At 57.2% G+C, this 18,295-nt stretch carries 11 protein-coding genes and 4 tRNA genes; 11 read left to right on the top strand and 4 right to left on the bottom strand.

The annotated features are described in order from the left end of the window. Window positions 1-29 precede the first annotated feature (29 nt). A complete protein-coding gene (locus ACNSOI_RS08135; RefSeq protein ID WP_152437910.1) occupies window positions 30-2,210 on the top strand; it encodes a malate synthase G in 2,181 nt (726 codons plus the stop codon). A 407-nt stretch (window positions 2,211-2,617) separates the two neighbouring features. On the opposite strand, the gene folD is transcribed toward ACNSOI_RS08135, so the two are convergent. After that, window positions 2,618-3,472 (bottom strand): bifunctional methylenetetrahydrofolate dehydrogenase/methenyltetrahydrofolate cyclohydrolase FolD, encoded by an 855-nt coding sequence (gene folD, locus ACNSOI_RS08140; RefSeq protein WP_420195534.1) that lies wholly within the window; start codon window positions 3,470-3,472, stop codon window positions 2,618-2,620. Window positions 3,473-3,719: 247 nt separating this feature from the next. Here folD and ACNSOI_RS08145 point away from each other — a divergent pair. From ACNSOI_RS08145 to ACNSOI_RS08190, 10 genes are all read left to right on the top strand, one after another. Further along, window positions 3,720-3,796, top strand: a tRNA-Pro gene (locus tag ACNSOI_RS08145). 32 nt (window positions 3,797-3,828) lie between these two features. Next, window positions 3,829-3,905: transfer RNA gene (locus ACNSOI_RS08150), tRNA-Arg, on the top strand. 87 nt (window positions 3,906-3,992) lie between these two features. After that, a tRNA-His gene (locus ACNSOI_RS08155) sits at window positions 3,993-4,068 on the top strand. A gap of 68 nt (window positions 4,069-4,136) precedes the next feature. Next, window positions 4,137-4,221: transfer RNA gene (locus ACNSOI_RS08160), tRNA-Leu, on the top strand. A gap of 216 nt (window positions 4,222-4,437) precedes the next feature. Next, window positions 4,438-5,742: a trigger factor gene (gene tig, locus ACNSOI_RS08165; protein WP_061330964.1), complete on the top strand. Its 1,305-nt coding sequence runs from the start codon at window positions 4,438-4,440 to the stop codon at window positions 5,740-5,742. Between the two features lie 164 nt (window positions 5,743-5,906). Then, the gene (clpP, locus tag ACNSOI_RS08170) at window positions 5,907-6,542 is read left to right on the top strand and encodes an ATP-dependent Clp endopeptidase proteolytic subunit ClpP (protein WP_058090435.1); all 636 of its coding nucleotides are present in this window, start codon (window positions 5,907-5,909) and stop codon (window positions 6,540-6,542) included. Between the two features lie 76 nt (window positions 6,543-6,618). Beyond that, the gene (gene clpX, locus ACNSOI_RS08175) at window positions 6,619-7,902 is read left to right on the top strand and encodes an ATP-dependent Clp protease ATP-binding subunit ClpX (RefSeq protein ID WP_106695492.1); all 1,284 of its coding nucleotides are present in this window, start codon (window positions 6,619-6,621) and stop codon (window positions 7,900-7,902) included. Between the two features lie 173 nt (window positions 7,903-8,075). After that, window positions 8,076-10,493, top strand: coding sequence for an endopeptidase La (gene lon, locus ACNSOI_RS08180; RefSeq protein ID WP_106695493.1), 2,418 nt, complete (start codon window positions 8,076-8,078; stop codon window positions 10,491-10,493). Between the two features lie 237 nt (window positions 10,494-10,730). Next, window positions 10,731-11,003 (top strand): HU family DNA-binding protein, encoded by a 273-nt coding sequence (locus ACNSOI_RS08185; RefSeq protein ID WP_008174603.1) that lies wholly within the window; start codon window positions 10,731-10,733, stop codon window positions 11,001-11,003. 145 nt (window positions 11,004-11,148) lie between these two features. Beyond that, on the top strand, window positions 11,149-13,002 hold the full coding sequence (locus tag ACNSOI_RS08190) for a SurA N-terminal domain-containing protein (protein ID WP_286254960.1): 1,854 nt from the start codon (window positions 11,149-11,151) through the stop codon (window positions 13,000-13,002). A gap of 70 nt (window positions 13,003-13,072) precedes the next feature. On the opposite strand, the gene ACNSOI_RS08195 is transcribed toward ACNSOI_RS08190, so the two are convergent. The 3 genes from ACNSOI_RS08195 to lamB all read right to left on the bottom strand — a co-directional run bounded on the left by ACNSOI_RS08195 (window position 13,073) and on the right by lamB (window position 18,271). After that, entirely contained in the window at window positions 13,073-13,501 is a 429-nt protein-coding gene (locus ACNSOI_RS08195; RefSeq protein WP_420195535.1) for a hypothetical protein, read from the bottom strand. A 61-nt stretch (window positions 13,502-13,562) separates the two neighbouring features. Next, entirely contained in the window at window positions 13,563-16,721 is a 3,159-nt protein-coding gene (pulA, locus tag ACNSOI_RS08200; RefSeq protein WP_420195536.1) for a pullulanase-type alpha-1,6-glucosidase, read from the bottom strand. 224 nt (window positions 16,722-16,945) lie between these two features. Further along, window positions 16,946-18,271: a maltoporin LamB gene (lamB, locus tag ACNSOI_RS08205; RefSeq protein ID WP_420195537.1), complete on the bottom strand. Its 1,326-nt coding sequence runs from the start codon at window positions 18,269-18,271 to the stop codon at window positions 16,946-16,948. Window positions 18,272-18,295: the final 24 nt, after the last annotated feature.

Genomic DNA, 18,295 nt, shown 5'->3' on the forward strand with positions numbered 1-18,295 from the left:
GAACTACAAACCCATTGAGGCAAGCAACGATGACAGAACGCGTTCAAGTTGGCGGCATCCAGATCGCCAAGAATCTGTACGATTTCGTAAATAACGAAGCGATCCCGGGCACCGGTGTTGACGCTGACAAATTCTGGGCCGAGTTCGACAAAATTGTGAACGAACTGGCTCCGCGCAACCGCGAATTGCTGGCCAAGCGTGACGCCCTCCAGGAAAAGATGGATGCCTGGAACCGTGACCACAAGGGCCAGAAGCTGGACATGGCTGAGTACAAGGCGTTCCTGAAAGAGATCGGTTACCTGGTCGATGAGCCCGCCGATTTCAAAATCTCTACTGCCAACGTAGATCCGGAAATCGCTACCATGGCCGGCCCGCAATTGGTTGTTCCGGTGATGAACGCCCGTTTTGCCCTGAACGCCGCCAATGCGCGCTGGGGTAGCCTGTACGATGCGCTGTATGGCACCGATGCCATCTCTGAAGAAAACGGTGCCGAGAAAGGCCGCGGTTACAACCCGGTACGTGGTGCCAAGGTTATCGAGTGGGCCCGTAATCTGCTGGATGGCTCAGCGCCCCTGGCGTCCGGCAGCCACAAGGATGCCGCAAAATACTACATCGATGGCGGCAAGCTGGCGGTGAAACTGCAGAATGGTGAAGTCACCGGCCTGAAAGACGAGTCCGGCTTTGTTGGCTACACCGGTGCCGCCGATGCCCCTACTGGCGTTCTGCTGGTGAAGAATGGCATGCACTTTGAAATCCAGATCGATGCCAGCCATCCGATCGGCAAAGACGACGGTGCCAACGTCAAAGACGTGCTGATGGAATCTGCCCTGACTACCATCATGGACTGCGAAGACTCCGTTGCGGCGGTAGACGCAGACGACAAGGTAGTAGCCTACAAGAACTGGCTCGGCCTGATGAAAGGTGACCTGGAAGAGTCCTTCGAGAAGGGCGGCCAGATGATGACTCGCCGTATGAACGGCGACCGCACCTACACCGGTGCTGATGGCAGCGAACTGACCCTGAAGGGCCGCAGCCTGCTGTTCGTTCGTAACGTTGGCCACCTGATGACCAACCCGGCCATCCTGCTGAAAGACGGTAACGAGATTCCGGAAGGCCTGATGGATGGCCTGGTCACTTCACTGATCGCCATTCACGATCTGAAGGCTGATGGCAAGTTCCAGAACAGCACCAAGGGCTCTGTTTACATTGTTAAGCCCAAGCAGCACGGTCCGGAAGAGGTGGCGTTCACCAACGAATTCTTCGGTCGTGTTGAAGATGCGCTTGGCCTGCCGCGCTTTACCCTGAAAGTGGGCATCATGGATGAAGAGCGCCGTACCACGGTGAACCTGAAAGCCTGTATCCACGCTGCCAAAGATCGCACCGTGTTCATTAACACCGGCTTCCTGGACCGCACCGGCGACGAGATTCACACCTCCATGGAGCTGGGTCCGTTCATCCGTAAGGGCCCGATGAAGCTGGCTACCTGGATCAACGCCTACGAGCAGTGGAACGTAGATATCGGCCTGGAAGCGGGTCTGTCTGGTGTTGCCCAGATTGGTAAGGGTATGTGGGCCATGCCTGACCTGATGGCCGGCATGCTGGAAGCCAAGATTGGCCACCCAAAGTCTGGCGCCAACACCGCCTGGGTTCCGTCGCCGACGGCCGCTACCTTGCACGCCACCCACTATCACCAGGTGAACGTGTTTGATGTGCAGAAAGAGCTGGCTAACCGTCAGCGGGCGTCTCTGGACGACATCCTGACGGTTCCGGTGATGGACGATCCGTCTTCACTGAGCGCGGAAGACATCCAGCAGGAGTTGGACAACAATGCCCAGGGTATCCTTGGCTACGTTGTACGCTGGATCGACCAGGGCGTGGGCTGTTCCAAGGTGCCGGACATCAACGATGTAGGCCTGATGGAAGACCGCGCGACCCTGCGTATCTCTTCACAGCTGCTGTGCAACTGGCTGTACCACGGTATCTGCTCCGAAGAGCAGATCATGGAAACCATGAAGCGCATGGCTGCCGTAGTAGACAAGCAGAACGCCGGTGATGCCGCGTACCGCAACATGGCCCCGAACTTCGACGACAGCATCGCCTTCCAGGCAGCTGTGGATCTGGTTCTGAAAGGCCGTGAGCAGCCGGCCGGCTACACCGAGCCGCTTCTGCACGCCTACCGCCAGAAGGCTAAGGCCAAGTACGGGCAGTAATCTGCTCCGCGTTCAAAAAAACCCGCTCCGGCGGGTTTTTTTTGGGTCTGACCCCGAACGGGGTCTGACCCACCTTTGCTGACTTCCACTCGTGGACTGACCCATTTTGGCCCCATGGGTTCTAGCTGCGGGGCAGGGGCGGGCAAAAGGGGGTCAGTCCCCTTTGGGGACAGACCCTTGGGGCACTGACCCATTTTGGACCCATGGGCTCGAGCTTTGGCATTGGGGTCTGTCCCCGAATGGGGACTGACCCTTTTTAGATCCATGGGCTCGAGCTTTGGGGCGGGGACGGGCAAAGGTGGGTCAGTCCCCTTTGGGGACAGACCCTGGCCCATGGGTTCTAGCTTGAGGGCAAGGACGGGCAAAAGTGGGTCAGTCCCCATTCGGGGACAGACCCTGACAGACAGCTAGCGGTGAAGCACATCCGCCGCGTAGAGGGTGTTCTCCAGCAGGGTGGCGATGGTCATGGGGCCAACGCCGCCGGGGACCGGGGTGATGTACGCCGCGCGTTCGGCGGCTGCCGCGAAGTCTACGTCGCCGCAGAGTTTGCCGTCGTCCATGCGGTTGATGCCTACATCAATCACCGTGGCGCCGGGTTTTACCCACTCGCCTTTGATAATGCCGGGTTTGCCGACGGCGGCAATCAGGATGTCCGCCTCACCCACAAACTTCTCCAGATTGCCGGTGAACCGGTGGCATACGGTGGTGGTGGCGCCTTTCAGCAACAGTTCCATGCTCATGGGCCGACCCACGATGTTTGAGGCGCCGACAATGACCGCGTGCTGACCTTTGTAGGGTGTGCCTATGGAGTCGAGCAGGGTAATGACGCCGGCCGGTGTACAAGGGCGCAGGCAGGGCTTGCGCTGCATCAGGCGGCCGATGTTGTAAGGGTGAAAGCCGTCCACGTCTTTATCCGGGCGAATCTTCACCAGGATCGGGTCGGCGTCCAGGTGTGAGGGCAGGGGGAGCTGAACCAGGATGCCATCTACGGCGGGGTTTTCGTTCAGCTCATCAATCAGTGCTTCCAGGGCCGCCTGAGAGGTGTCTTCGGGCAGGTCATAGGACAGCGACAGAATGCCCGCTTCATCGCAGGCTTTGCGTTTATTGCCCACGTACACGTGGGAGGCGGGGTCGTTGCCCACCAGAACCACTGCCAGGCCGGGTGCTCTCAGGCCTTTGGCTTTCCGGGCCTGTACGCCCGCAGCCACCTGTTGTCGAACCCGGGCGGCGATCTCTTTTCCGTTAATCAGTTTGGCGCTCATGTTTCCGTCTTGTCGGTTGGGCATGAATAGTGAAGAAGTGAAGGCCGGGCATTGTCTCATGCTTCGGCATTTACGCCAATGCGCTGAACCGGGACTCAGGCAAAGCTCCTTGGGGAACTTTTTGTGCCTGCCCGGGTCTTCTTAGGCAACGTTATCTCTATGATTTTTGAAATCGTTGTTGACGGATGCCTCAGCCGCCGGTAATATGCGCGCCAACTTTGCTGAGGCACTTGTTGTTCAGTCGAAACGGGGTATAGCGCAGTCTGGTAGCGCGCCTGCTTTGGGAGCAGGATGTCGGGAGTTCGAATCTCTCTACCCCGACCATTTTCTGGATATTCAGGTGGGCGAACGGTCAAGCGCCCGTAGCTCAGCTGGATAGAGCATCCGCCTTCTAAGCGGATGGTCGCAGGTTCGAGTCCTGCCGGGCGCGCCATCAAGTCGTGAGTCCGGACCGGATCGCCAAACCAGCAAAGTTGAAGCAAGCAGTAGTGAGTGCCGCCAAAGGCACCTCCCTGATGTGGTGGACGTAGCTCAGTTGGTAGAGCTCAGGATTGTGACTCCTGCGGTCGAGGGTTCGAACCCCTTCGTCCACCCCACTTTTCCCCTTGTTTGTTTTTCTGCCTGTCTGTACGGCGTTTGGTCGTTTCGGTACAGTGCCAGATACGCGAGAGTGGCGGAATTGGTAGACGCACTGGATTTAGGTTCCAGCGGGGCAACCCGTGAGAGTTCGAGTCTCTCCTCTCGCACCACCCTTTCTTTTTTCAGTAATGCCCCCATTTTTGTCTACGTCGGTTGTGGCACTGGTCTCAAAGCGATATTCAGCCTTACCGGGTGATTCTCTCGGTGGGGTAAACCGTGATAAACTACCGGCTTTTAATTTTGCGTCCCTTTCGGGCTTGTCGCTTTGAACAGGGTTTTGTCTTAATTTTCATTCACCTACAGAATCTGTAATTTGAGGAACTTCCATGCAAGTGTCTGTTGAAACGACCTCTAACATCGAGCGTCGCATGACGATTGGTGTGCCCGCCCAGGAAATCGATCAGGCGGTTCAGAAACGCCTGCAGGAAACTGCCCGTTCCGTGCGCCTGAACGGTTTCCGTCCTGGCAAGGTGCCCATGAGCGTGGTCAAGCGTCGTTTCGGTGACAGCGTTCGCCAGGAAGTGGTTGGCGAGGCCATGCGCGACCATTACATCAAGGCACTGCAGGAGCAGGATATCAACCCGGCTGGCTGGCCGAAGTTTGAACCGAAAACCATGGAAGAGGGCAAAGACCTCGAGTTCGTGGCCATCTTCGAAGTGCTGCCTGAAATCGAGCTGGGCGACCTGTCCAAGGTTGAGGTAGAGAAGCCGGTTGCTGAAGTGACCGACAAAGACATCGATACCATGATTGACAACCTGCGTCGTCAGCAGGCCACGATGAAAGAAGTCAAGCGCAAGTCCAAGAACAAAGATGTTCTGACCATCGACTTCAAAGGCTTCATCGAAGGTGAAGAGTTTGAAGGCGGTGCCGCTGAAGGCCATCGTCTGACTCTGGGTTCTGGTCAGATGATCCCGGGCTTCGAAAAGGCCATTGTTGGTGGTAAGGCCGGTGAAGATCTGGAAATCGAAGTGGAGTTCCCCGAGGACTACCACAACGAAGACCTGGCCGGTAAGCCTGCCAAGTTCGATATCAAGATCCACAAGGTAGAAGAGCCGCAGCTGCCGGAACTGGACCAGGAGTTCTTCAAGAAGTTCGGTATTGAAGCCGAAGACGAAGCGACCTTCCGTGAAGAAGTGAAGAAAAACATGGAGCGCGAGCTCAAGCAGGCGGTGTCCAACAAGGTCAAGAACGACGTTGTTGACGGACTGCTGGAAACCACCGAGCTGGAGATTCCGGCTGCCCTGGTGGATCAGGAAATTGATCGCCTGCGTCAGGATGCCGTTCAGCGTTTTGGTGGCCAGGTTGACTTCCAGCAGCTGCCCAAGGAAATCTTCGAAGAGCAGGCCAAGCGCCGCGTGAAGACTGGTTTGTTGTTCCAGGAAGTGGTCAAGAAGAACGACCTGAAGGCCGAGCCGGCCCAGGTGGATGAAAAGATCCAGGAGATCGCATCTACGTATGAACAGCCTGAAGAGGTTGTTGCGCACTTCACCAACAACCCGGACCAGAAAGCTCAGATCGAGTCATCTGTTCTGGAAGATGCCGTGGTGGACTATGTGCTTGGTCAGGCCAAAGTGAAAGAGAAGAAAATGAAGTACGAAGAAGCGGTTCAGGCCGGTCAGCCCCAGCGCTGATGGCCCCGGGCCTGGCCCGGAGTCGCTTTCTGGAAACAGCCGGCGTGTCCGGCTGTTTTCATCTGGGCTCACTGGTGGCAGAGTATAAGGGTATCCTGACGATCACTTCCGGATATCCTGCCACAGGAGTCCATGCCCATTGTCCATAAGGAGTTCAGGCGCACATGACGCAGAAACCGTTTGATGGCCCTACAATGATAACCAACGCCGGTCTGGTGCCGATCGTAATTGAACAGACGGCACGCGGAGAGCGTTCCTTTGATATCTATTCCCGGCTGCTCAAGGAACGGGTGATTTTTCTGGTTGGCCCGGTCGAAGACCACATGGCAAACCTGGTCGTTGCTCAGCTGCTGTTCCTGGAATCCGAAAATCCGGACAAGGACATCCACCTTTATATCAACAGCCCAGGCGGCTCTGTGACTGCCGGTATGTCCATCTACGACACCATGCAGTTTGTAAAGCCGGATGTTGCCACCTTGTGTATCGGCCAGGCGGCCAGCATGGGCGCCTTCCTGCTGTCAGGGGGCACCAAGGGTAAACGGGCGTGCCTGCCGAATTCCCGGGTGATGATTCATCAGCCGCTGGGTGGTTACCAGGGGCAGGCGACGGATATCGAGATTCATACTCGCGAAATCCTGAAGATTCGCCATACCCTCAACACCTTGCTGGCGGAGCACACCGGCCAGGATCTCGAGACCATCGCGCGCGACACTGACCGCGACAATTTCATGGATCCGCAGCAGGCGAAAGAGTACGGGTTGATCGATACAATACTTGATAAGCGCGTACCGAATAAATAATACTGAAAGTCATCGCATCATCCCTGGTCGGCGTATTGTTTGATTGCGCCGACCAACGAAGAACAGAGGTATTTCAATGGCAGATGAAAGAAACGGCAGAGGCGACGATAACGGCAAGTTGCTGTACTGCTCGTTTTGTGGAAAGAGCCAGCATGAAGTCCGTAAGCTCATTGCAGGGCCCTCGGTGTTCATCTGCGACGAGTGCGTTGACCTGTGCAACGACATTATTCGCGAAGAGATTCAGGAAAACGCCCAGGAAGAGGCCAGCGATCGTCTTCCCACGCCGGCGGAAATCCGCGAGACCCTGAACGAATATGTGATTGGCCAGGATCGCGCCAAAGTTGTGCTGTCTGTCGCGGTTTACAACCACTACAAGCGTCTGCGCTATGGCGAAGGCAAAAGCGACGTTGAACTGGGTAAGAGTAACATCCTGCTGATCGGTCCGACCGGGAGTGGCAAGACCCTGCTGGCTGAGACGCTGGCCCGGATGCTGAATGTGCCGTTCACCATTGCAGACGCCACCACGCTCACCGAAGCCGGCTATGTGGGTGAAGATGTCGAGAACATCATCCAGAAGCTGCTGCAGAAGTGTGACTACGATGTAGAAAAGGCGCAGCGCGGCATTGTCTATATCGACGAAATCGACAAAATTTCCCGTAAATCCGATAACCCCTCCATCACCCGTGATGTGTCGGGTGAGGGTGTGCAGCAAGCGCTCCTGAAACTGATCGAGGGTACGGTCGCGTCGGTTCCGCCCCAGGGTGGTCGCAAGCATCCGCAGCAGGAGTTTCTGCAGGTAGACACCACCAACATGCTGTTTATTTGCGGTGGCGCTTTTGCCGGCCTGGAGAAAGTGATCCAGGAGCGTTCGGAGCGCAGTTCCATAGGCTTTTCCGCAACGGTGAAGAGCCAGGACGACAGCAAGAATACCGGTGACATCATCCGTGATGTCGAAACCGAGGATCTTGTGAAATTTGGCCTGATTCCGGAGTTTGTTGGCCGTTTGCCGGTGGTTGCTACGCTGACTGAGCTGGATGAAGAAGCCCTGGTGCAAATCCTCACCGAGCCCAAGAACGCGCTGACCAAGCAGTATCAGAAACTGTTTGATATGGAAGGCGTGGAGCTGGACTTCCGGGAAGACGCACTGCGTGCCGTGGCGCGCAAGGCGATGGAGCGTAAAACCGGCGCCCGGGGCCTCCGTTCAATCATGGAAGCCACACTGCTGGACACCATGTATCAGATTCCATCTGAACATGATGTCTCCAAGGTGGTGATTGATGCCAGTGTCATCAGTGGTGACTCTGAGCCATTCAAAATCTACGCAAGCAGTGACCATGCCAAGGCGGTACCCGAGGACTGACTCTGTTCTGTGGGTATTTGGCAGTGCATTGAAAAGGGGCGACTATCGCCCCTTTTTCATGACAGCCGAATGCTGTTCCTGCCCATCGGTTCCTTTCGTAAAAAGATTGCAATTTTCGCCGCCGCCCCAATGATGGGTGATATGCTGAATAAAATGCTGTCAGAGGATTCCCTATGACCCGTATATCTGAAGAAACCGTGCAAGACTACCCGTTACTCCCGCTGCGGGACGTAGTGGTGTTTCCGCACATGGTGGTCCCGTTGTTTGTGGGCCGGGAGAAGTCCATCCAGGCACTGGAAGCCGCGATGGAGGGCAGCAAAGAAATCCTTCTGGTCGCCCAGAAAGACGCCTCAACCGATGAGCCTGGTGCCGTGGATGTATTCTCCATGGGTACTTTGGCCACCGTACTGCAGATGCTTCGTCTGCCGGATGGTACCGTCAAGGTGCTGGTTGAGGGCAATGCCAGGGCCAGCATTACCGATATTTCCGAGGGTGATTTCCTGTCAGGACAGGCCATTCTGATGGAAGAAGAGTCGTTGCCTGAGCGCGAGGAGGATGTGCTCACCAAGACCCTGATGGACGAATTCGAAAAGTATGTGAAGCTGTCCAAGAAGGTGCCGTCAGAGGTTTCCAATGCCTTGACGGGTATTCAGGAGCTTGAGCGCCTGGTGGATACCATGGCGGCCCATCTTGAAATGCGCATTCCCGAGAAGCAGGAATTGCTGGAGGCACTGGACGTTCGCAAGCGTGTTGACCTGCTGCTGGGCAAACTGGACGGCGAGATCGACCTGATTGAGGTGGAAAAGCGCATCCGCGGCCGCGTCAAGAAACAGATGGAGCGGAGCCAGCGCGAGTATTACCTGAACGAGCAGATGAAGGCCATCCAGAAAGAGATGGGCAATCTGGGCGAAGGCAATAACGACTTCGAAGAGCTTGAGCAGAAGCTCGAGGAAGCGGGCCTGCCGGAAGAGGCGCGCAAGAAAACCGAAACAGAACTCAACAAACTGAAGATGATGTCGCCCATGTCAGCGGAAGCCACCGTTGTGCGGGGTTACATCGACTGGATGCTGGCGGTGCCCTGGAAAAAACGCAGCCGCGTGCGTCACGATCTGGAGAAGGCCCGTGAGATCCTGGATAAGGACCACTACGGCCTGGATGAGGTGAAGAAGCGCATCCTTGAGTACCTGGCAGTGCAAAGCCGTGTGAAGAAGGTCAAGGGGCCTGTGCTTTGCCTGGTTGGGCCTCCCGGCGTAGGCAAGACGTCGCTTGGGCAGTCCATCGCTAAGGCGACCAACCGCAAGTATACCCGGATGGCCCTGGGCGGCGTTCGGGACGAAGCAGAGATTCGCGGCCACCGGAAAACCTACATCGGCGCGTTGCCAGGCAAGCTTTTGCAGAAGCTGTCGAAGGTTGGCGTGAAGAACCCGCTGTTCCTGTTCGATGAAATCGACAAGATGGGCATGGACCACCGGGGTGATCCGGCGTCTGCCCTGCTTGAGGTGCTGGACCCTGAACAGAACCACACCTTTAACGATCACTACCTGGAGGTGGATTACGACCTCTCTGACGTGATGTTCGTGTGTACTTCCAACTCCATGGATATTCCGCCGGCCCTGCTGGACCGGATGGAGATCATCCGGATTCCGGGCTACACCGAGGAAGAGAAGGTCAATATCGCTCTGCGCTACCTGTTGCCCAAGCAGATCAAGGCGAACGGTTTGCGCAAGGACGAACTGAAGATTCCCGAACAGACACTGCGTGACCTGATCCGCTACTACACTCGTGAGGCGGGTGTGCGGGGCCTGGAGCGGGAAATCGCCAAGATCTGCCGGAAAGTGGTCAGGGAGCACGTAGAGGCCAACGACAAGGCCTCTGTGACCCTCTCGCCCGAGATGCTGGAGGACTACTCCGGCGTCAAGAAATTCAAGTATGGTCTGGCGGAAGAGAAGAACGAGATTGGTCAGGTGACCGGGCTTGCCTGGACCCAGGTGGGTGGCGAGTTGTTGACCATCGAATGTGCTCTGACCCCAGGTAAAGGTCGAGTGGTCAAGACCGGTTCATTGGGGGACGTCATGCAGGAGTCGATTCAGACGGCCCTGACGGTGGTTCGCAGCCGGGCTTCTGGCCTTGGCATTGCCGATGACTTCCACGAAAAGCATGATCTCCACGTGCATGTACCTGAGGGAGCAACGCCAAAAGATGGCCCCAGTGCCGGTATTGGCATGTGCACAGCGCTGGTGTCTGCACTGACCAAAATTCCGGTCCGGGCCGAGGTGGCCATGACCGGTGAGATTACCCTTCGGGGTAAAGTTCTGGCGATTGGCGGGCTCAAGGAGAAGCTGCTGGCAGCCCATCGGGGTGGCATCAAGACCGTCATTATTCCCGATGAAAATGTCAGGGATCTCAAGGAGATACCGGATAATATAAAAGACTCTCTTGAGATTCGTCCGGTGAAGTGGATTGACGAGGTTCTGGACATTGCACTGGCTTACCAGCCGGAACCGCGCACCGCCGATTCGGCAAAAGAGGGCGCCTCGTCGAAAGCCGGAGACGACGCCGGCGATGCTGCCGAGCGCATAAATACACATTAAACCCCCGATGAGTTGTTGACATGCCTGAGAGCCCGTTGGTATAACTGTTTCGCCGTGAAGCAGCCAATACCAAGGGCTCCCGCGCAGTAAGTGCCTATTCCGAACACCGGTGTACTACCGAAAGGAATAAGAAAACTGAAGAATGGAATTCTCCGACCGCATATGCGATAGTCGGGAACGTCCTCGAAAAACAAACCGACCTATAACATCTTCAACCTGAAATCGAAGGGGTTTAGTGTGAACAAGTCCGAACTTATCGATGCAATTGCAGAGTCCGCAGATATCTCCAAAGCTGCAGCTGGCCGTGCGCTGGATGCCATGACCAACTCCATCACTGGAGCACTGAAGAAAGGCGATCAGGTTACCCTGATCGGCTTCGGTACCTTTTCTGTGAAAGAGCGCGCCGCCCGTACTGGCCGCAACCCGCAGACTGGCGCTGAAATCAAGATTCCGGCCTCTAAAGTGCCTGGATTCAAAGCAGGCAAGGCCCTGAAAGACGCCGTTAAGTAAAGGCTCTTTCTTTGGCAGCTTTCGCTTGCGAAAGCTGCCGCAAGAATTCAAGGCGCATTCCGGACAGGGTGCGCCTTTTTACGTTAAAGTGCAGCCGCCTCACCAATAACACCAGCACGACCTTGAACAGGGATTCAGGAACAACATGCTTCAAGATATTCGGGATAACGCCCAGGGTACTATTGCAAAGGTTATTATCGGCCTTCTGATCATTTCTCTGTCAATCTGGGGGATGGACGCCATTGTTGGCGGTTTTTCCGGTGAGCCGGAAGTGGCCACTGTTAACGGAGACTCCATCACCGAGCGGGAGTTTTTGCGCACCGTGCAGCTGGAAACACAGCAGCGGCTCATGCAGATGGACAGCCCGGATCCCTCCATGCTGGATGAAGATCAGATCCGTCGGGATGTGCTGGAATCCCTGATCCAGGAGCGGGTGCTGACCCTCGACGCCCAGGCCCAGGGACTGGAGCTGTCGGATGCCGACATCGATGCGCTGATTACCCAGATGCCCCAGTTCCAGGTAGACGGTCAGTTTAACCGTGACCGGTTTGTGGCGACTGTGCGCAATGTTGGCATGGGCGTGGGTGAATTCCGCGAGAACATGCGGAAGAACTACGTGGTCAACCAGATTCGTGCGTCCATCGCGCAGACCGGTATTGTGGCCAGTGAAAACGCCGCACAACTGTTACGTATCCAGAATCAGACCCGCGATTTCCGTGTGCTGACCGTCAACGCAGACTCCCTGTCTGAGCAGATTACGGTAACCGAGGAAGAGATTCAGGCGTTTTACGACGACAACGCCGATCAGTTCCGTGAGCCCGAGCAGGTTAACGCGGCTTACATTACGCTGTCGTTGGGCGCCCTGGCGGATGCGATCGAAATCTCCGAGGAAGACCTGCGGGCCTTTTACGATGAGCAGGCCGAAGAATACGCCCGTGAGGAGCGGCGCGCTGCCCATATCCTGATTGAAGACGGTAGCGACGCTGAAGCCACCATCGCGTCCATTCAGGAGCGTTTGGAGGCAGGTGAATCGTTCGCGGACCTGGCCGAGGAATTTTCCGCTGATACGGTTTCCGCCCGTGACGGTGGTGACCTGGGTTATGCCGGCCGTGGTGTCTACGATGAGGCCTTCGAGAACGCGCTCTTTGCCCTGGAAGACGGTGAAGTGTCCGGCCCTGTTGAAACCAGCTTTGGTATTCACCTGATCCGACTGGAGGGCGTGCGTCGTTCCGATGTGCCGTCGTTTGAGTCGTTGCGGGACGAGCTGCGTGATGAACTGGCTCGTAGCCGTGCCAGCGAGCGTTTTGCTGAAGTGCGTGCCCAGTTGGCGGACGCAGCCTACGCGGCGGACGATCTGGCGGGCCCTGCAGCAGAGCTTGGTCTGGACGTGCGGGAAGTGGACGGGGTAACCCGGGAGGGTGGAGCCGCGCCTTTCGATCACGCCGGGCTGGTGCGTCAGCTGTTTTCCGATGACGTACTGCAGGGCGGTTTCAATACCGAACTGATCGATGTTGGTGACAATGCGTCTGTGGTGGCTCGCGTCCGCGAATATTTCGAGCCTCGTCAGCGTGAGCTGGCCGATGTTCGTGACGACATTGCCGCCATGTTGGAAGCGCGCAAGACCCGGCAGGTGCTTGAGGCGAGAGTGGATGAGCTGATGGCTGCCCTGGAGGCGGGAGAAGATCCCGAATCGCTGAATGCCGGTGACTGGCAGCGTTTCGAGAACCAGGGGCGAGACGGTGCTAACCTGAGCCGATTTGTGGTTCAGCGTGCCTTTGCCATGCCACGCCCGGACGAAGGTAATCCTTCCATGGCCAAAGCCGTTGGCCAGCGTGAAGCAGCGATCATTCTGGTTGATGCCGTAAACGAAGGTGCGGTGGATACAGATGGCGCTGAATACCAGCAGTTGCGTCAATTCCTGACCCAGCTCGAGGGCCAGCGTGAGTACATGGCTTATCAGCAATACCTGAGAAACACCGCGGAGGTCGACAGGGATTGATTCCCGGGTGTGATCAAGAGTGATTAAAAAAGGGTGCCGATCAGGCACCCTTTTTTTACGTGTTAGGGAATCAGTTGGCTTTTTTGATGTACACCGTGGGAGTCTCACCGGTGACGTCGAAATAAAAGCCGTATACCGCCGATTCTGGTGGCGTGAAACGGAAGTTCTCAAACACGGCTGAACAGTTCGCTCGAACCGGCGTGTTGAGCGTTACTTCCTTGTCGTCTTTCTCGGACAGGTAACCGCAGTTGGTCCCATTGCTCCAGTTGGCATCGCCAAACTTGAATTCATAGGGTTGGCCGTCAGCCTTTAATTCGATTTCCGTTCGGTAGACGCCGGTGTCGACCTTCTTGACCTTGTATTCGGGCAGGGCATCCCACCAGGCAAACTGCCCGCGCAGATACAGTGACTGGCTATAGTCACGTTCACCACCGGTGGTGGCACAACCGGTCATGGCAAGCACAGAGGCCAGCGCCAGATTGCCAAGTACTTTTTTCATGTTGTTCTCCTTGTTATCAATGGTCACAGCCGGCATGGCCGGCTGTGTTGAGGCCCGCCGGTCAGCGGGCAAATACCGCAACCGAGAGCCCGGGCACCAGGAACTCGCCAGCGTCGGCAGCCGCAGACTGGGCAGGGGAGGTATCGGCCCTGACGGAGAAATTCCCGTCCAGGGTGTGGTTCAGCGTCTGGGTGGTGTTGCTGGCGTTGATCACCACCACAATCTCGTTATTGGCAGGGTCCAGCTCCGGCAAACCGGCGGTACCGTCATCCAGCAGGCTGAACGCGATCAGCCCCGGAGTTTGCTGCGAGCCGGTGTTGAGGAAGCTGAGGCGGCTCTTGATGTCCTCCGCGGTCTGCAGCCGGAACAGTGGGCTTTCCTTGCGCACCCTTAGCAGCTCCAGCACCTGATCCCTGGTGTAGCTGATCGTCGCCGGAGTGGGGTTGGCGTGACTGCCAGCGGAGGTGATGACCTCGGTGATCAGGTCCCAGTTAGAGCCATCCTTGTCCTGGCGGGGCAGGCCGCGATTCCAGGCGGAGGCCTGGAAGCTGAAATCCACCTCGTTGTACCAGTCCCCGGAATCATAGCTGTCCCGTTCCATGGATTTGGAACGCAGTAGCTCGGAGCCCATATGCAGGAACGGGATGCCCTGACTGAGAATCGGAACGGCCAGGGCAACAACCTGCATCTGTGCCCGCTCCAGGGTGCTGGCGGCGTAGTCGGTTTTGTACTGGTTGTTGTCCCAGAGAGTCTGGTTGTCGTGCTTGGAAACGTAATTGATGATTTCCTGGGGATCTGCCGTGTAACCGGCGGCCTGCCCGTTGTAGTCAATTTCGGCCGCGGTTTTCAGCTCGTCTGTGGCGGTCTCAAACGGGTAGTCTGCCAGGCTGCCGGCGATGCCCACACGAATCCAGTCACTCACCTGCAGTAACCGGTTTCTTTCATCCTCGCTGCCTGTGTTCCGATCGTTGGGGTAGGTGAACAGGCCATTGGCAAACCCCTGATTGGCCCGAATGGCATCACCCCCATCGAAGGGCCCACCGCCACGTACGGCATCCCGCAGGCGATCGTTGAAGGAGCCAATACCAGTTCCGGCCATGTTGGTCTGGATGGCGTTAATGCCTCTGGCGTTGTTGGCCACCTCGCCGAAGTTCCAGGCTTCACCGTAGAAATAGGTGTCCGGATCGACCGCCTGCACCGCCGCCAGGGCCTTTTCCATATTGCTCAGCATGTGGTGGCCCATCAGATCAAACCGGAACCCGGATATTTTGTAGTGCCGGGCCCAGGTAACGAGGGAATCCACCATCAGCTTTTCCATCATCGCGTGCTCAGAGGCGGTATTCTCACAGCATGTGGACTGCTCGACGGCTCCGGTTTCCGGGTTCAGGCGGTGGTAATAGCCGGGTACCAGCTTGTCCAGAACCGAGTTGTCGGCAAGGCCGGACGAATTGGTATGGTTGTAGACCACATCAAGAACCACGTTCAGGCCCAACTCGGAGGCCGCCGTCACCAGTTCCCGGAACTCGGTAATGCGTTGAGGGCCCTGGGCTTCTGTGGCATAGCTGCCTTCCGGCACGGTGAAGTGAACCGGGTCATACCCCCAGTTGAAGCTGTCCAGGTCGCGGAACGTGTTATACAGCGCCTGGGCGTGACCGGTGAGTGGGTCAAACCCTTCCAGAACCTGGCGAATCGTTTGCCCGCTTGCACAGTATTCAGAGAACTCGCTGGCGGCCGCTTCGGAAAGCTCACACAGCCGGTTGAAATCGTCTTGAATATCGACCACCTGATTCGGGTTCTCATTCACGGTGGCGATATCAAAGGCAGGTAACAGGTGCAGGTGAGTTACACCAGCCTCGGCCAGGGCCTTGAGGTGTGCGACGCTGTCGACACTGCCATCAGAAGGGGCTGTAAAGGCTTTGTATTTGCCACGATGGGACGGCTCAACGGTTTCGTCTGTGGCGCTGAAATCGCGAACGTGCACCTCATACACCACGACATCCTCCGGCGCTGACCTCGCTGGAATCGTAAGACTGTCCCATCCGGATGGCTTGTAGTCTGCGCCAAGGTCCACCACCTGGGCGTACTGGCCATTCGCCGAGAGACTGAGGGCGTAAGGGTCGGATACCAGGGCGGTTTCGATGGCGCCGGTTCTCGGGTGGTAAACGGAGACTTCGTATTGATAATACATCTCCAGCAGGTCGCTGCGGCTTCCTGAATGGCTCCACACCCCGTCGGATTCGATCATCTCGGCCGGATATCCGGGCAGGAGATTTCCGGCTTCATCGAACACATGAAGCTTCAGGTTCTGGGCGGTTGGTGCCCAGACCGAAAAGGTAACGGAGCTTGCGTCGACGATGGCGCCCAGCTCTCCGCTAAAGGCAAACAGATCATCCAGCACCCCGGGGATCTGCACGCCAGTGGCGGTTACCAGCTCGTCGTTACTGTTATAGGCTGCGGCGACCAGTTGGCTTTTTAACGCGGCTTTGATCGTTTCGCTGTCAGCGTTGATCTCGTAGGCCGGCCAATCCACCAGGTGGGGGAACTTGTCTGCACTGGCTTCAGGTAACGTGGTGGGTGTCAGTTCCACTATGTTGCCACCACTCAGGGTGTCGGAGTCGCTGACGTTAATACCGGCATTGTGGTCATAGCGAAGTTCAACCCGTGGCAGATTTCCGGTGTCCCGGAATACCAGGGTGTTGCGATCCACCCAATGGGCACTGGCGCCAGCAATGGTAATACCGTCGGTCTCGATCGGTGTACTGGATAACAGCTGGCTGCCGCTGACGGTGAAAATGCGGTTGCCGAGCGCACCGAAGTGCCAGCGGTGGTCCTGGCCGCCAATATCTTTCTCATCACCCTTGTGGACAATGAAGTTGAGGCAGTCCCCGGCTTCGCGCATGGGTATCCGGTAATAGGCGCCGTAGGTGTCGCTGATGCCGTCGGCCAGTCTTGGGTTGTCCCAGTCGGTCGGCACACCATCGGCCAGGCCGTCACAGCCAGCGCCGGCGTCGTTCCACAGGTGCAGGCCCCAGCCGTCATAGCTGGCATCTGGTCGCTTGTAATAGAGCAGGGCCTCGTTGGCCCCGGGTTCGAGCAGGCCGTCAGCGCCGGTATTTCCGCCGTTGGCCGGAGAGTCGCTGCTACTGCCGGAGTTGCAGCCGGTAAGAGCCAGCGCAAGGGTCAGCACTATGCCACCCGTGAGCCGTTTATGGTCAGGCATTGTCAACATCCTCTTTCCAATTGTTTTTGTTGGTGGAAGATCCGTTCCGGATCTTCCTCATGGTTGCGTGAAGCGTGCACGAGAACATCCCTCCGGGATCGGATTTTCGGGGCGTAGCCCTGGGTGGCAGCGGGGCGTAGATGTCATTGGGCGAGGGGCAAAAAAAGGGCCGGCAAATGCCGGCCCTGAAGGAGGTCCAAGTAGAGCGTGTGGAGTTTAGAGCCTTACCACCAGGCTTCGATCTGGGCGCCGATCTGGATGTCGCCATCAATGCCTTCGCCACCGCGTGCGGCCTCGGCTTCATCTCCGAAGAAGGTAGCAGCGTAAGCGCGGATAACGGGGCGCGCCCAGTAGCCAGGGCCGGCCTGCCATTGCTGGGCGATGGCCACTTTCCCGAGATCCTGGGATTCGGTGAACCAGGGGCGGTCGGTATCGCTGTAGCCGATCTCAATCGCGGTACTCATAACGGTTGACCAGTTGTAGATCGGTCGGGCGATGATGCTCAGGCGCTCACCATCACGGGCGCCGGCATCATGGGGTTTGGCCTTCTCATAGACAACGGAATGGCCCAGATCCCAGTTACTGCCCAGTTTGATCACGCCGTGGTTGAGCACGCGCCAGCTGGACTCGAAGTAGCCTGCAACGTTGCCGTTATCCACTCGCCCGCCACTGCTGCCTTCGGCATTGGCGAAGCCCATGGAGTCGGCGCCATACTGCACGGCGAACTTGTTGAAGCCACCCATAACACCTGAAGACAGCTCGGCGGTGAGAAAATAGCCGTTCTCGTCTTCAATACCGGCGTCTTTCTGCTGGTCGGTCAGGTCCGCCATGGCGTAGATGCCGATCAGCTCAAGGGTGTGGCCGCCGGCTACCGGGAAGGCGTATCGAACGTCAAGTTTGTTGTTCTGAACCAGGCCATCACCGTCGCTGGTGTCGGCATTGGTATAGGCAATGGACAGGTGGCCGGCACCTGCCTTGATGTTCTCGATACCCGCGCCGTAGCCGGAGTTGTTGACGTAGAAGAGATCCATCTGGTGGATGTCTTTACGCTGATAGAAGCGTTTGCCGGCCCAGAGGGTGGCGCCGGGCAACGACTCGACGACGTTTTTGGCAGACACATAAAGCTGTCTCAGGGCAATCTCACCGCCGCCGAAGGGGTCTGCGTTGTTGCGGGTGATTTCTTCGTTGGCGAAGTCGATACCGCTGATATTGTTGCCGCCATTCAGTGCCTGGTAATCGTTGCCCTGGGGCTCAGCGCTGTAGGCAAGCATGGAGTCAATGCGGAAGGTCTTGCCGTCCTGGCTGAACAGCTCGTCGCCCAGTGACAGCTCGGCATAGGTGTCGCATTCGTCAGCCAGGCGGCCTACATAGTGACCGCTGGCGCCATTGCCGAAACAGGTTTGTTCGCCGCCGCTGCCGATATTGGTGGAGGCTCCTGCCCGGGCATAGCCGTGGAAGTCCACCGCGATGGCCGGTGTTGCCATGACCGCTGCGGTGATGGCAGCTGCCAGTGGGAGCTTGCTAGCGAAGAGAGGCTTTTTATTGTGCATCGTTTGAGTCCTGTGTTTTTGTCA

This window comes from Marinobacter sp. GH_1 (assembly GCF_048595985.1).
GTDB classification, from domain to species: Bacteria; Pseudomonadota; Gammaproteobacteria; order Pseudomonadales; family Oleiphilaceae; genus Marinobacter; species Marinobacter shengliensis.

Excerpts from the sequence above, each read along its gene's own strand:
- ACNSOI_RS08135 (WP_152437910.1), top strand. The coding sequence starts at position 30 with ATGACAGAACGCGTTCAAGTTGGCGGCATCCAGATCGCCAAGAATCTG.
- folD (WP_420195534.1), bottom strand. The coding sequence starts at position 3,472 with ATGAGCGCCAAACTGATTAACGGAAAAGAGATCGCCGCCCGGGTTCGA.
- tig (WP_061330964.1), top strand. The coding sequence starts at position 4,438 with ATGCAAGTGTCTGTTGAAACGACCTCTAACATCGAGCGTCGCATGACG.
- clpP (WP_058090435.1), top strand. The coding sequence starts at position 5,907 with ATGACGCAGAAACCGTTTGATGGCCCTACAATGATAACCAACGCCGGT.
- clpX (WP_106695492.1), top strand. The coding sequence starts at position 6,619 with ATGGCAGATGAAAGAAACGGCAGAGGCGACGATAACGGCAAGTTGCTG.
- lon (WP_106695493.1), top strand. The coding sequence starts at position 8,076 with ATGACCCGTATATCTGAAGAAACCGTGCAAGACTACCCGTTACTCCCG.
- ACNSOI_RS08190 (WP_286254960.1), top strand. The coding sequence starts at position 11,149 with ATGCTTCAAGATATTCGGGATAACGCCCAGGGTACTATTGCAAAGGTT.
- ACNSOI_RS08195 (WP_420195535.1), bottom strand. The coding sequence starts at position 13,501 with ATGAAAAAAGTACTTGGCAATCTGGCGCTGGCCTCTGTGCTTGCCATG.
- pulA (WP_420195536.1), bottom strand. The coding sequence starts at position 16,721 with ATGCCTGACCATAAACGGCTCACGGGTGGCATAGTGCTGACCCTTGCG.
- lamB (WP_420195537.1), bottom strand. The coding sequence starts at position 18,271 with ATGCACAATAAAAAGCCTCTCTTCGCTAGCAAGCTCCCACTGGCAGCT.